Source organism: Bacteroides sp. An322 (assembly GCF_002161765.1).
In the GTDB taxonomy this organism is placed as follows: Bacteria; Bacteroidota; Bacteroidia; order Bacteroidales; family Bacteroidaceae; genus Phocaeicola; species Phocaeicola merdavium.
This window is the reverse complement of the sequence record NZ_NFIN01000043.1, coordinates 1-14,699: the sequence shown is the minus strand read 5'-3', so window position 1 is coordinate 14,699 and position 14,699 is coordinate 1. Positions and strand designations below refer to the sequence as shown.

Here is a 14,699-nt window from a genome sequence, read left to right as displayed (position 1 = left end):
TTATAGTTTGGTACCTTTAAAGATATAACATTTTTCCAATTGGCCTGCTGATTTCAAATTTTAAGGAGACTGTAACATTATTCTTGAATCAATTCAAAACAGTTTCTAAACTTTTGAAAAGCATATAATATACATACATGAAACTTCATCTATGAATAAAACACTATGTTCACATAATCCTCAGTAATCTGATAATCAGATTGGATATTAGTCCGGATAAAGTTTCATAATGTCGGCAGAAAATACTAACTTTGTACATTTTCAAAAAGAATAAGATTATGGAGACAATTGAATTTAATGACTATTATAAAGATATATTATTCTCAATACCACTATTCCGTGATTTAAATACTATATTAAAAAAGAGACTCATTCAGGAACTTGATTTTAATTTATTCAAGATTCAAAATAATGAAATAATTGCAGAACAAGGAGAAGCCTGTTCCAGGCTATATATCTTATTAAAAGGAGAATTAGAGGTCAATATTATTGATGCAAATGGCAATGAGGTTCTAATCGAAAATATTGTGGCCCCACGTGCATTTGCAACTCCTCATTTGTTTAAAGAAGACAACAGATTCCCCGCAACATTTAAAACGATTGAAGAATCTATACTTCTGACAGCTACAAAGGATTCCACATTCCGTCTCATCAGTGAATGTCCTGATATTTTAAGAAGTTTTCTTTGTGTATCCGGAAAATGTAATATATGTACAACTGTACGTTTGGATGTTTTATCCAGAAAAACAATTAGAGAACGTATCCTAGTATATCTGTTTAAAAAGCAGGCTAAAGACTCTAATATCATTAAGATGCCTCATACTTTAACGCAGCTGGCTGAATATTTGAATGTTACAAGACCTGCATTATCAACTGAATTCAATAAAATGGAAAAGGAAGGATTAATAAAAAGAATACCTAATGGTAACATAGAATTAAACTTGGCTAAAATTAAAAGGCCCATATAATATCAAGATTAATTTCAATTATAATAGAAGACCTGACAAATAGCTCATTTACTTTTATTTCATGACTATTTGCCAGGTCTTCTATTTTCTACTTACAGTAAATTATATGTAATTTACTCAATTGAGCGTTCTGTTTAATATACATTTTATTATCGAAACTTGAATTCAGAATAATTACCACCAAAACTCATACAGGAATCGTCACTTACAAAAGATTTGTGGGTTTATATTCAGTGATATCCATCCCCAGTCTTGCCAGCTGTTATGGTTACCTCCTTTTACAATATCCATTGTTGAAGTCCCGAACATTACAGAATAGCCTAAAGACAAACTTACATCCTTCATTATCTTCCACTCCAGCTGATAATCAATTTCAGATCCTAATGAACGTTCCAGATTTTCAAGTTTCACAGCTGTAGCAAAATAATGATAATTCATTCCCATCGATACTGAAGAAGACACCTTATAACCAACTCCAATCTGAGTATCGGAAAGCCCTGGGTTATAACCTCCAATAAAATCAGAAGCATAGAAATAATCCATTGCCCCATAAAACTTATGGTGTGTTCCATATAATGGGTTGAAAGCCTTATATGTTCCGTCAGACTTATCATTTCCACTCAAGTAATCAGTTCCAACATTTACAGACCAGCTTTTATTTATATTATATGAAGCACGTGCACTACCCATAAAAGCTGATACTGAACGTGATGATACATTCTTGCCGAACTGATAATAAAATGCACCGGATAAATTCCATTGGCCGGGAGCATATTTAATGTATGTTCCGAATGTCTGCATATATTGAGTGTCAGATTTTCTTGACTCAGCATCGCCTCCCTCCTGACCAAGATTCATTGCCATAATTGAAAACTGTAAAGGGGTTGAAGCAAAATCATAATGATACCATAAAGTCTGCATATTCTTATACAGCTTTGTCTTGCTGCTATCATAGAATGTTCCTCCTATAACATTCTCGTCATTCTGATTAAATGCAAATATACCATGAAGCTGATGCCCATTTTTTCTATATCCAATTTTCAGAGCATCGTGATAACGTCCGGCTACATTCCAGTCCAACCCTCCGAGAATACGCTCATCGTCATACGAAAGAGCCTGTCTTCCCAACTGCATAAACCAATAATCATTAAATTCAAATGCAGCCCATGCTTCATTCAATATGAAACGGCCGTTCTTATCCACCAAGGCATCCTGTCCCCATACACCTACATGCTGAGCAGAGAATTTCAGAGAAAGGCGTTGACGTTCATATCCCAATGAAAGTCTGGCACGTTCATTTATAAAACCGGACGGCAAATCACTTTCATTACGCGGATACAATGCTCCATTACGGTATTCACCTCTTGTACGAATCTGGGCCGAAACAAAAAATTTGTCTTTTTCGTTATTTTCTTCCTGGGCATAAGAGATTGATACATTTCCTATAAATAAGAATGCTATCAACATAGATAAGTTTCTTCTTCTCATAAATCATAAGGTTTAATCAGTTCATATTATAAGTATGTATACTGCTACCTTGTGCAGACGGCAAATAATTTATTCCCCACCAGCACATCTGCAGAAACACAAACGATAACAGTAAAACATACAAGGATGCTTTCCGTTTATTATGCATTCCTATCCTCATATGTATATATGTGAGATATGAAAACCATGTAACTGCAGCCCATGTTTCTTTTGGGTCCCATGACCAGTAATGTCCCCATGCTTCCTTTGCCCATAATGCTCCGGTCAACATACCTAGAGTCATGAATGACAATCCGACATATACCAGGTTATCACACAAGGCCATTTCTTTGACATCGCCTTGATTTTTCTTTATCCATAAAAGATAAATTCCCATTATGGCCGAAGCCCCAAGCATAGCATAAGCAAACATGTATATAATGACATGAGGAGCAAACCATGGGCTTTGCAACGCAGGCATCAAAGCCTTATTGTGAATTTCAGGTTTAAGAATGTTTACACAAATGAATACTACAGACAGTATAGTACTGAATCCAAGTATCCATTTATACCTCCATCTCATATAGGTAATCAACCCAGCAAATGGCAGGAAAAAAGAATACCACAGACGGGTCTCTCCCATTGTGCGCAAAGGAGGTCTCTCCAATGAATACCACAACAAGACTATAAATGTTCCAAAGACAAGAAGTCCTATAAAAGTAAATGTACATGCTCGTATTTTGAATTCTTTAAAAGCATTCCATGAACCTATAATCCAGAACAATACAGACGCTATGGCAAAATATATAAACCAGTCCCAACTCATCATATTTCCCTATTTTCTAATTATTTTTCTTTTGGGCAGTGACAAACATACACACAGCACCAAACATCATCATTATAATTCCTACATAAACAGCCGGAAGCCAAGGATCTAAAACCAGTTCAAAAACACTTATATCACTCCAACGTCCTTTGCTTTCATCATAACTCAACTGATAAATCTTCCAGTTTTCTATATCTGCAGGTTTGTTTACTTCTATTGTTTTTTCCTGTTTTTTTCCGCTTTCTGTATATATAACTACATCTGAAGAGAAACGTCTGGGTTCTCTATCCGGCATTACCAGACTGCAAATACTATCAAGGCGAAGAGCCTGATATGGGAACAGAAAACTTCCACAGCTTACCCAACCACTTGCAGTTCGTTTCCCATCACAGGAAACAGCCTTCACGTTTACAGCATAAGTGGCTCCGGTACTTGGCCATTCAACATACCTTACACTATCTTCTCCTGATACTGATGCAGCCATTTCTATTCTGTCCAATATTTCAAACTTCCACTCTGACAGCTTACCTGAATTTACCCCATCTTCCAGCAAAAGGTGTTCAGGTTTATCATATGGTAAAGCCTTTCCTGTAGAATTATCTATCAGCATCAGTTTCGGTGGGTATTCGTCTATACTGAAGTCCTTTAGTTCTATGGCTAACGGCAATTCATGTAAATTCCCGTTAATGTCTGTAGCACGCCATTCAGTCTGACCAATACGGGTATTCATAGTCAGCCTCTTCATGTCAGCACTTCCCAAAGTAGCTGAAACCAAAGCTATAAACAACCCTAAATGATTTAGCAGAAATGGTATTCTGGCAACACGAAATGAGAACAAATATTTTATAGAAACTAGCCCCACTATTGAAGTCATCCAAATATAAACCAGAATGAAAGGCCAAAAAGAAAGCATACTGTTAAATATGGAAAATCCGTCCGAAGAAACAGAAGACGGCATCTGTTTTATCATCCCCATAAGGAATGTCAGAAATACAACTGCTATCAATGATGGTACAGCTGCATTATACGACATTGTCCAACGAACAAAATATAGCTTTTTCCTTAAAATATAAAGCATTATCAAAACCACTACATACACTGTTAAAATACAGATATTAAGTGGCCAAGCAAAACTGCTCCAGTCAACAGCCCCCGTAAATAGATGCAAAATAAGACCTATGGCTATCAATCCGCCACAGGTCATTATTCCTTCTTTTACTCCCCAAGTATTCTTCCACATAAATATCAAATAATACGTCCGTTAGACTTTGCCTCTTTCAACCAACCTGGTACAGTCTTATTCATAAAACGCTCCTTTGCAGCTTTCTCTGCTGGAATATCCAATCCGATAAATTTCTGAGCCTTTTCCTTGGTTGAAATATCAGGCATAGGTACATTGTCCGTATATCCATGCTTTGCCAATATCCTGGAAATAGACAATCTCGCTTGTAAGGCTCTGTCAAGTCCATGCGAAAGGATTCTCTGTATTTCCTGAGGCGCATGAAATGCTGCTCCGTGTGATGCTACTCCAAAGTCCCATCTCCACTGTGCCTCGCGAAGAAGCTTTAGAACAGGCTTCATTTCATTATCCGTAGCTCCCTTGTCCCATGCAAATTTGGCTTCAATATGTGCAGAAGCCAGTTCTTCTTCCAGACGGTTTCTTATTTCATTAGCCTTACGCTGACGTTCATAAACATTATTACGCAAAGTTTCCTCACTTTCACGGTGGCAAACCTGACATGTACGGTCTATCATGGCAAGAGGGCTCTGGATATGATGGTCACTGAACTTCATACCACCTTCACTCTTATACGGCATGTGGCAGTCTGCACATGATACCCCACGCTGTCCATGAATTCCCATCTGGGATATTTCATAGTCAGGATGTTGTGCCTTGATAATAGGAGCACGGCTTAAGGCATGTGTATAGTCAGAGAAATTGTTCTCATCATAATATTGTTCTATTGTTTCCACTGTCATACCCTTGTCCCAAGGAAATGTCAGATATTTTCCATCCCCTTTGAAGTAATATTCCACATGGCACTGCGCACAGACCAAAGAACGCATTTCCTGCGGTGTTGCCTTTGTTATATCTTTTCCCTGACGTGCAAATGCTTCAATCAAAGCCGGACGGCTTATATGAAGATCCATAGTCTCTGCATCGTGACAGTCTGAACATCCTATAGGATTTACAATCTCAGAGCCAAAAGCAGCCCACTTATTATTATAGAATGAATCAACACCTATTTCCTGCATCATACGTGGGACATCAGGACTCTTGCATGTCCAGCATGTAGAAGGCTGGGGACCGTCATTTTCGTTTTCCGGAGAACCAGTACGTAATGTTGCTCGTATATCCTCTATTGCATGCATATGTCCACGCGGTGTAGAATAGTCCTTTGAGAAAGCATAACCAGCCCAAAGAATGACCATTTCAGGACGTTGTTCTAGGACGTCAACCATTACGTTTCCATTAAATTCACTCTGAAAATCAGTATTGGCAGTTTCTGTCCAAGTCTGATATTCTCTCGGGAAATCACTCTGGAACTTCTCATTCTGAGGTACAATACCCTTCATAGGATTTTTTCTGTTATTAAATATGCTTACCACTTCTGCCCTGCGTTCAGACAATGCAGAAACAGCAAGTCCCAAACAAAAAACAACGGTCATTGAAACACCAAACAACAACCATCCATGCCAAGATTTAAAATTATTGTTCATATACTATAGTTTTATTTTATTATTTCTTCATTTTCTTAAGCCATTCCGGTACGGGTGATTCAGGTAGTGGAACTATCGCATTGGGAGTGGAAGAGAGACTGTTTTTACCTCCATGAGGTACCTCCCTATGGCAATCCCAACATGCTTTCCCTTTTCCAACTTCAGACATCATATAGTCTATACGTCCTGTTCCCACAAATTCAGTATTAAGTTGCTGGTGGCATCGTATACAGTTATTCATTATTACTTGTGAGCTTGCAGGATGTGCCTGTATGACCTGTGGTTCAGAACTTGTCAGAAAAGCTGCAACATGCTTCATTCCATCCATTCCCTTAAAAGTCCATTTCTTTACAAAGTTCTCATGAGGAACGTGACAATCATTACAAGTAGCATTTATTGAATGAGAACTGTGCATCCATGTAGCGTAATAAGGGGACATAATATGACAATTCACACAAGCTGAAGGTTCATCAGTAAGATAAGTATGCGCCCTCAACATATAAAGGAAAAATAATCCACCTCCTACTATAGTTCCAGCCATGATGGCTGTTATTATTTTCTGCCTTTTAGATAATATCATATATATACATTTTTTTGCAAAAAAAACATTTTATCGAAATAATCAGTGTAAGAAATATGACACTTGCATTATTTTTTAAGTTATCTATTCCATTAAAGATAAATTTCAATACTGCTTTATCATCGTATTTGTTCCTTTCTTAAGGAGAATTTTCTTTATGACTATCGCCTTGAAAATTCATCTGAAAAAATGTGGTAGTAAACTGATTAAAATTAAAATGAAGATTATAGGAATTAACTACAAGCAACATGATGCTAGCCGTATAATCAAAAGGAGGCTATCGTTATATAACACTATAATTTTAACCAATACATTTTACCGACCGCTACCTGCTCAATCCGCGTCATCCGGTAACGGTATTCGTCATCGGAGCCGGAGGTACCGGCTCACAAGTGATAACCAATCTGGCACGCATGAGTATGGCACTTCAAGCATTGGGCCATCCCGGACTGCATGTCACCGTATTCGATCCCGACACAGTAAGCCAAGCCAATATAGGACGCCAGCTTTTCAGTGAGACGGAACTGGGACTGAACAAGGCTGTATCACTTGTCACACGCATCAACCGTTTCTTCGGATACGCATGGACTGCAGAACCGCAATGTTTCCCCACCAGGAACTTTTCTGGAGAAAGCACAGCAAATATCATCATAACCTGTACGGACAATATACGTTCACGTCTTACGCTTTGGAAGTTCCTGAAGAAAGTCCGCAAAGAAAACTTCAGTGACCATTCGGCTCCCATATACTGGATGGATTTTGGGAACAGCCAGACAAAAGGACAGGTCATCATCGGGACGGTACGTGAGAAAGTTCTCCAACCTTCTTCACAGGAATATATTCCCATGCCTAAAATGAATGTCATCACCGAGAAAGTGGACTATGCAAAAATCAAGGAAAAGGAATCAGGACCAAGCTGTTCTCTGGCGGAAGCTTTGGAAAAACAGGATTTGTTCATCAACTCCACACTGGCACATATCGGATGTGACATATTATGGAGAATGTTCAAGGAAGGAAAGACACTGTATCGCGGTGTCTATGTCAATCTGGATACATTGAAAATGACCGCAATCCCAGTGTAATGCATAAGTGACCGTATCATCTTTCCATCAGAATACGGTCACTTATTCTATTTGCTACTTATTATTTACTATGTTCTTACCTCGCTGGAGAAGGAAACTCTGTATCTCCGAGGCGAGATAGAATGATTTCCCGTTCTTTTCAACCGAGTAATATTTAATCTTGCCCTCTTGCCTATAACGTGCCAGAGTTCTTTGTGACACCCCAAGGAGTTCTGCCAGATCCACATTATCAAGCAGCCTGTCTCCGTTCATACATTCCTTCAGACGGTTCATCTGGTCCAGTTTCTTTTCAATGCGGGCAAATCCCTCTACCATGGTTCCTATCAGTCTTTCGAGTATCTCATTATCTATGTATGACATAATTCCAATGTTATTAAATGAATAAATCGATACTCCCGTTGTGCGCACTCAAGAGTATATACTTATAGTAATGAAAATAGTATGCCTAAATCTGAGACAAAGATCAACAAGCTTATTAAATACAGATAATCAGGAGTATAAAATTTTCTACTTAATATTTAGTGTAAACTAAAAGTGTAAACTATGTAATAAAGAATTGGAAACCGGTTAACACAGCCACCAACAATGACATCTGATGCTACCTGACGACACCTAATGACAACATTTTGTATCATATACATATTCAAAATACATTTGTACAAACTCAACTTTTTTGGATATGGAAATCATTGGAATTGAAACAGCTACATATGAAAAGACATTAAAGGAAATTGAAAACTTCTTTGATACCATTGATAAATTGATTACAGCTTCTTCACAGAAAACAATAGGGGAATGGTTGGATAATCAAGAAGTTTGCCTGATCCTCAAAATTTCTCCAAGAACATTACAGAATCTTAGAGATACAGACCAAATCTCTTATTCTCAAATTGGGAAAAAGATTTATTATAAAAAAGAAGATATTCAGAAGTTCATTGAAAAACACAACAGAAAATTATGAGCAAAGTAATTACCCAAGATAATGAGCAAGTTATTCAGATATACAATAGGTTAAAAGATACGCTAACAAGACTCGAAAATATTCTGAAGAGCAACAACCCAACACTTAATGGGCATAGATATATGAATGATGCAGAATTGGCAAATTACCTTAAAGTATCAAGACGCACTTTACAAGAATATAGAAATAATGGAATCTTATCCTATTATCAGATTGGAGGTAAAATTTTATATCGGGAATCTGATATAGAAGAACTTCTTGAGAAAAACAGACAGGAAGCATTCCGTTAAACATTTTTTGGAATTTTCGTTGATTTTCAAAGCAAAAATCCGTATCTTTGCAGTACTGACAAAGAGTTGTATATCAGTGCAGAACAAAGAAGTTCAATCGAGGTGAAATAGGTGGACTAAATGATAAACAGCAAGATAAGTAACTGATTATTAGCGATAAAAAATATAAGGTTCCGCCCCCAAGCGGATCACTCGTTTAAGAAGTAAAAAAGAAAAAGCTCTGATAATCAAATGGTCTCAGAGCTTTTTCTTTTTTATGATTCGTTGAATATTCTAGCCTTATTTGGATAAATAAGAAAAACTTTCTATCTTTGCCCCCGCAACGGTTCGGGCGAATGAAGCCCGATTAAAAGGGAATCAGGTGAGAGTCCTGAACAGTCCCGCTGCTGTAAGTTCCGTACGAGAAGTGTCGCAAGCCATTCTTTTGCCACTGGATGTATTCCGGGAAGGCGGCTTGCCGACAGGAACAAGTCAGAAGACCTGCCGTGTGCCTGAGTGTCTTCACTGCTTTCGAGGAAAAAGCGTGGGATGATAAACGCAGCCCGCAGGCGGCTTCTTTTTTATTCCCCTTTACTTGACGCAGTGTTAGTTTTACTCACCACAGATTAACCGGTTTAATTGATTAATGGTTAATAACGGCAATCATTCTTCATTAATAGTTTTAATCTGTGTAATCTGTGGTGAAAAACGCAAAATGAAACGAATGAAACACGTAATTAGCATCATCCTTGGAGTGTGCTTCCCCTTGGCAGGGCAGGCGCAGGCCGACACGGTGCGGGCGTATGCCTTGCCCGAAGTGACGGTGACGGATAGCCATCGCATCCGTGAGGTGCGCTCTGTAGCTCCGGTTCAATCGCTTTCGCGTGAAGAGCTGGAGCATCAGCACGCCTTGCAGTTATCGGATGCCGTGAAGCGCTTTTCGGGTGTCACGGTGAAAGACTACGGAGGGGTAGGCGGGCTGAAAACGGTATCTGTGCGCAGCTTAGGGGCGCAACATACGGTCATCGGGTATGACGGCATCGCTATAACCGATTGCCAGACAGGGCAAATAGACCTTGGGCGTTTCTCGTTGGAGAATGTAAGCCGGGTGGCATTGAGCAACGGGCAGGATGATAACATTTTCCAGCCCGCGCGTTTCTTTGCTTCGGCGGGTGTCTTGCATATCGAGACGCTGGCTCCGGAATTCGAAGCGGAAGAGCGTACCCATCTCCGCGCGAAAGTGAAGGCTGGCTCATGGGGGTTGGCGAATCCTTCGCTTCGGATAGAGCGGAAGGCGGGACGGAAATGGGTGTTGACCGGCGATGCGGAATGGATGTCTTCGGACGGGCGCTATCCGTTTACGCTATATTATGGGGACGAAAACGATGCTTCTTCGCGCGAGAAACGTCAGAACACAGAGGTGCGGGCCTTGCGTGCCGAAGCTGGACTGTACGGGACGTTTTCCATCCGTGAGCAATGGCGGCTCAAGGCTTATTACTATCAGTCTTCGCGCGGGCTTCCTGCAGCCGCTACTTATTATTACAATCATTTTAACCAGCATTTATGGGACAAGAACGCTTTCGTGCAAAGCAATTACCGGAAAGAGTTCGGCCGGCGTTTCGCTCTTCGGCTTGCCGGGAAATGGAACTGGAGCTACCAGCGTTACCTCGACCCCGATTATAAGGGCAGCACGGGGCAGACGGAGAACAACTATTACCAGCAAGAGTATTATCTTTCGGCTTCGGCGCTTTGGCGGGCGTTGGATAATCTTTCGTTCTCATTGGCAACGGACGGAAGCGTGAACCGGATGAACGCCGACCTGCACGCTTTTGCCAAGCCTGTGCGCTGCTCGTGGCTGACGGCACTGGCGGGGAAATACGTTACTGATCGGATGACGCTTTCGGCATCGGTCTTGGCTACCTGGGTGCATGAAGACGCGGAGCGGGGGAACAGCGCGGGCATGCACCGCAAGCTGAGTCCCTACGTAGGCGTATCGTTCAAGCCTTTTGCGGCTGAAGAGTTCCGCTTGCGCGCTTTTTACAAGGACATTTTCCGCTTGCCCAGTTTCAATGATTTATATTATGGGCAGACGGGTAATATCGGCTTGAAGCCCGAAAATGCTCGTCAGTTGAATGTCGGGTTGACCTATACGAAACGTATTTGCGATGTCATTCCTTACCTGACGCTTACCGCCGATGCTTACATGAACCGGGTGACCGATAAGATTGTGGCGATACCGACCAAGAATTTGTTTGTATGGAGTATGGTCAATTTAGGGAAGGTGGACATCAAAGGGATGGATGTGACGGGCAGCCTTGGCATCCGTCCGTGCGAAGGATATGCTTTAAACCTTTCGGGCAATTATACGTATCAGCGTGCGTTGGACGTGACGGACCCCGACCCTTCTACCGCCGAAGGGAAGACATACAAGCATCAGATTGCCTATACGCCCCGGGTGTCGGGGTCGGGACAAGCTGTGCTGGAGACGCCGTGGGTGGACTTGTCGTATGCTGTGCTGTTTTCCGGAAAGCGGTATATGTTAGGTCAGAACATTGCCGAAAACCGCTTGTCCGGATATACCGACCATAGTGTCTCGGCACGCCGTGAGTTCCGTTGGCGGGACGTTTCGGCTTCGGTAGCGGTGGAAGTATTGAACTTGGCGGATAAGAATTATGAGATTGTGAAAAACTTCCCGATGCCGGGGCGTTCGTTCCGGGTAACGGTCGGCATAGACTATTGACAAGATGATGAAGAAAAAGATACTTGGACTAATCGGAATATTTTTGTCGCTGGCGGTTGCTTGCGATGATTTGGAAGACAAGCCCGCATTGCCGGATAACGGACAAGAAACGGTGCACGATGATGGTACGGCGGAAATGTATGTCCTCTGCGAAGGCCTGTTCAATCTGAACAACAGTACATTAGCACGCTATTCTTTCGAAACGGATGCCTGTATGCCCGATTATTTCCGGACGATGAACCGCCGGGGATTGGGCGATACGGCAAACGATATGGATATATACGGAGGAAAGTTGTATGTCGTGGTGAATGTGTCGAGTACGGTCGAAGTGATTGATTTGCATACCGGCTTGTCGGTAGGTCAGGTTTCTTTCGTAGCGGAGGACGGCAGTTCGCGCCAGCCGCGTGCCGTTGCTTTCGACGGAGGCAAGGCGTATGTATGCTCTTACGACGGGACGGTGGCTCGTATTGACACCGCTTCGCTTCAGGTGGAAGCGTTGGCGGAGGTCGGGCGGAATCCTGAAGACTTGTGTGTGCAGGACGGAAAGCTTTATGTATCTAATTCGGGCGGCCTCGATTGGGAAGGCATCGGAGTGGACCGTACGGTTTCGGTCGTGGATTTGGATGCGTTTCGTGAAGTGAAACAGATTGAAGTCGGTCCGAACCCGGGTAAAATACTTGCCGGACAAGCGCATACGGTATGGGTGGCTACGTATGGCGGGAATATAGAAGAGGGTGATTATCACTTGGTGAAAATCAATGCGCAAACCGATGCCGTTGAGGCGGTTTACGATGAGCCGGTAATGGACTTTGCCATCGATTACAATCTTGCTTACTTATATAATTATGATTATCAGACCAATCGGTCTTCGGTTAAGGTCTTCGATTTGGCTTCGGGAAAGGTGGCCCGAGAGCAATTCATCACCGATGGGACGAAGATAGAGCGTCCGTATGCCATTGCGGTCAATCCGTATAGCAGCAATGTCTATATCACGGAAGCGTACAATTATCAGGTGGAGGGCGACTTGCTTTGCTTTGCTCCCGATGGGAAGCTGATGTTCCGGTTGAATGGGGTAGGGCTGAATCCGAATACCGTGTTGTTCCGCGATGTGTCTGCCTCTGTGGACGATTCCGGCTCGGAAGACAATCCGGATGCACCTTCGGCTTTTGCCGATAAAGTGTTCGAATATGTTCCGGCTCCTACGCAATTTATGAATACCGTTACGGTGGCGTATCAAGAAGGGTTTAATGAGGAAGATAGGTTGAGCCTGGCTTCCGAGCGGCTTCGCAAACGTTCGCTCTTGTCCTTAGGGGCGTACGGAGGATATATTGTGGTGGGTTTCTCCCAGCCTGTCCCCAATGTGGAAGGAGCCTATGATTTTAAAATCTATGGCAATGCCAACTACAATCCGAATGCTTGGCAAGACCGTCCGGGAGGAAGCGCCGAGCCGGGCATTGTGCTGGTTTCGAAAGACGAGAACGGGAACGGGATGCCCGATGACCCGTGGTATGAACTGGCTGGAAGCGAATACGGGAAAGATACGGAGACGCGTGATTACGAGATAACTTATTATCGTCCTCAGCCTGAAAATGCCGATGTGCGTTGGACGGATAATCTGGGTAATGAGGGCTATGTGTACCGCAACGAGTATCATACGCAGAACTCGTATTATCCGGAGTGGGTAGAAGACGACCGGATGGTTTTTTGCGGAAAGCGTTTGAAAGACAATGCGGTAGAAGAGAACGGCGTTTGGGTAGGCTATGCCTACGATTGGGGGTATGCCGACAATCACCCCAACAGCGAAGAAATGTCGCAGTTCAAGCTTGAATGGGCGGTAGATGCCGATGGGAATCCGGTGCATCTGGATGAGATAGACTTTGTGAAGGTTTATACGGCGGTCAATCAGTATGCCGGTCGGGTAGGGGAATTGTCTACCGAAATAGCCGGCATAGAGAACCTGCATTTCGATGCAAGCAATTAAAAACAATCATAATTATGTATCAATTAAAACAAGTAAGAGAAATGAAAAAGTTAACGTGGATTATGGCGGCATTGTTGTGCGTGTCGCTTTGGAGTTGTAGCGAGGATGAGAATCCGGCAGGAGAAGAGCAGAAAGAGGACGTGGTAATCAGTTTTGAGGGTGAATTGAGCGAGCCTAACAGTTCTTTCCTTGCAACCGAAGGCGAAGAAGATGGCTTTTATATGAAGACGGCTTTTTCGGATCCCCAGAATGTTGTGTCTTTTACACATTATTTCAGCGATTGGGGCTTCGGAGGAGGATTCACCTATACCAATGGGACAGATACGGCTACACCGGGATATGCCAACTTGAGTGCCATTACAGGAGCGGGAGAGAACGGAAGTGTTTATCTGACTGCTAATGCAAGCAGCTATACAGAGGCTCGTATAACCAATCTGCAAGCCGGAACGTACCGTTTCAAAGGGGCATGGGTGACCAATACCACGTATGACTATCTGGCTATCAAAGACGGAAACGATGGAGGTTCGGGCTTGGTGGCTAAATTTGAGGATGGTGACTGGTTTATGCTGACCGCAGTAGGGCATGCAAGCAATGATGCCGAGATTGGGCGTGTCGACTTCTATTTGGCGGACTTCCGTGACGGGAAAAGTGAGATTGTCAATACGTGGAAATGGTTCGATTGGAGCGAGCTGGCGGATGCCGCTTATATTACGTTCGAGTTGGAATCGACCGATATGGGCGATTATGGGATGAATACGCCTTCTTATTTCTGTCTTGACGGAGTGACATTGCAAAAGAATTAAGCTTCTTAAAAATGAGTGTTAAAGCTTGCTTTAACGAAGAGTTTCTTTGTTAAAGTGAGCTTTTTTGTATATAGGATAGATTGTTCAAACTCATCCGTCTTCGTACCCAGTTTCATCCTAATGTGATTCCAATTTCATCCTGCTTGGATTGCCTTTTCACCCTGCTTCCTTTTTTGTGCCATATATCTAGTCGGTTTTTGTGAAAAAAAAATCAGGCGCTGTTTTTTTTCTTCCCGCGTATATAATATAATAATGTATACGGTTCAGTGCACCTAAGTCCTTTCATAAAAAATCATTCATC

General features: G+C 42.2%; 13 protein-coding genes and 1 riboswitch. Of the genes, 7 read left to right on the top strand and 6 right to left on the bottom strand.

The genetic code is table 11. The annotated features are described in order from the left end of the window. The first annotated feature begins 278 nt into the window (after positions 1–278). A complete protein-coding gene (locus tag B5F91_RS14270; protein WP_072532061.1) occupies positions 279–968 on the top strand; it encodes a Crp/Fnr family transcriptional regulator in 690 nt (229 codons plus the stop codon). Between the two features lie 201 nt (positions 969–1,169). Here B5F91_RS14270 and B5F91_RS14265 read toward each other — a convergent pair whose 3' ends face one another. The 5 genes from B5F91_RS14265 to nrfH are packed head-to-tail and all read right to left on the bottom strand — an operon-like array spanning position 1,170 to position 6,562. Further along, entirely contained in the window at positions 1,170–2,435 is a 1,266-nt protein-coding gene (locus B5F91_RS14265; RefSeq protein ID WP_162611717.1) for an alginate export family protein, read from the bottom strand. Positions 2,436–2,472: 37 nt separating this feature from the next. Next, complete coding sequence (gene ccsA / locus B5F91_RS14260; RefSeq protein WP_072532060.1) at positions 2,473–3,261, bottom strand: cytochrome c biogenesis protein CcsA; 789 nt, start codon at positions 3,259–3,261, stop codon at positions 2,473–2,475. 16 nt (positions 3,262–3,277) lie between these two features. Then, positions 3,278–4,501 carry a cytochrome c biogenesis protein ResB gene (locus B5F91_RS14255; protein WP_087429705.1) on the bottom strand — a complete coding sequence of 408 codons (1,224 nt, stop codon included), beginning with the start codon at positions 4,499–4,501 and terminating at the stop codon, positions 3,278–3,280. A gap of 5 nt (positions 4,502–4,506) precedes the next feature. After that, complete coding sequence (gene nrfA / locus B5F91_RS14250; protein ID WP_072530484.1) at positions 4,507–5,982, bottom strand: ammonia-forming cytochrome c nitrite reductase; 1,476 nt, start codon at positions 5,980–5,982, stop codon at positions 4,507–4,509. Positions 5,983–6,001: 19 nt separating this feature from the next. Next, a complete protein-coding gene (gene nrfH / locus B5F91_RS14245; RefSeq protein ID WP_087429704.1) occupies positions 6,002–6,562 on the bottom strand; it encodes a cytochrome c nitrite reductase small subunit in 561 nt (186 codons plus the stop codon). A 308-nt stretch (positions 6,563–6,870) separates the two neighbouring features. On the opposite strand from nrfH, the gene B5F91_RS14240 reads away from it, so the two are divergent. Further along, positions 6,871–7,644 carry a PRTRC system ThiF family protein gene (locus B5F91_RS14240; RefSeq protein ID WP_072530482.1) on the top strand — a complete coding sequence of 258 codons (774 nt, stop codon included), beginning with the start codon at positions 6,871–6,873 and terminating at the stop codon, positions 7,642–7,644. A 54-nt stretch (positions 7,645–7,698) separates the two neighbouring features. On the opposite strand, the gene B5F91_RS14235 is transcribed toward B5F91_RS14240, so the two are convergent. Further along, positions 7,699–8,004 (bottom strand): helix-turn-helix domain-containing protein, encoded by a 306-nt coding sequence (locus tag B5F91_RS14235; protein ID WP_072542225.1) that lies wholly within the window; start codon positions 8,002–8,004, stop codon positions 7,699–7,701. A 319-nt stretch (positions 8,005–8,323) separates the two neighbouring features. Between B5F91_RS14235 and B5F91_RS14230 the strand changes: the two genes are divergently transcribed. From B5F91_RS14230 to B5F91_RS14210, 5 genes are all read left to right on the top strand, one after another. After that, entirely contained in the window at positions 8,324–8,605 is a 282-nt protein-coding gene (locus B5F91_RS14230) for a helix-turn-helix domain-containing protein (RefSeq protein ID WP_087429703.1), read from the top strand. Continuing rightward, a complete protein-coding gene (locus B5F91_RS14225) occupies positions 8,602–8,895 on the top strand; it encodes a helix-turn-helix domain-containing protein (protein ID WP_072542224.1) in 294 nt (97 codons plus the stop codon). Before B5F91_RS14230 ends, B5F91_RS14225 begins: the two co-directional genes overlap by 4 nt. A 306-nt stretch (positions 8,896–9,201) precedes the next feature. Further along, a riboswitch (cobalamin riboswitch) is annotated at positions 9,202–9,398 on the top strand. A 200-nt stretch (positions 9,399–9,598) separates the two neighbouring features. Continuing rightward, entirely contained in the window at positions 9,599–11,614 is a 2,016-nt protein-coding gene (locus B5F91_RS14220) for a TonB-dependent receptor plug domain-containing protein (RefSeq protein ID WP_087429702.1), read from the top strand. A 7-nt stretch (positions 11,615–11,621) separates the two neighbouring features. Continuing rightward, positions 11,622–13,595 carry a DUF5074 domain-containing protein gene (locus tag B5F91_RS14215; RefSeq protein WP_162611716.1) on the top strand — a complete coding sequence of 658 codons (1,974 nt, stop codon included), beginning with the start codon at positions 11,622–11,624 and terminating at the stop codon, positions 13,593–13,595. Positions 13,596–13,636: 41 nt separating this feature from the next. Then, a complete protein-coding gene (locus tag B5F91_RS14210) occupies positions 13,637–14,398 on the top strand; it encodes a DUF4465 domain-containing protein (RefSeq protein ID WP_239416451.1) in 762 nt (253 codons plus the stop codon). Positions 14,399–14,699: the final 301 nt, after the last annotated feature.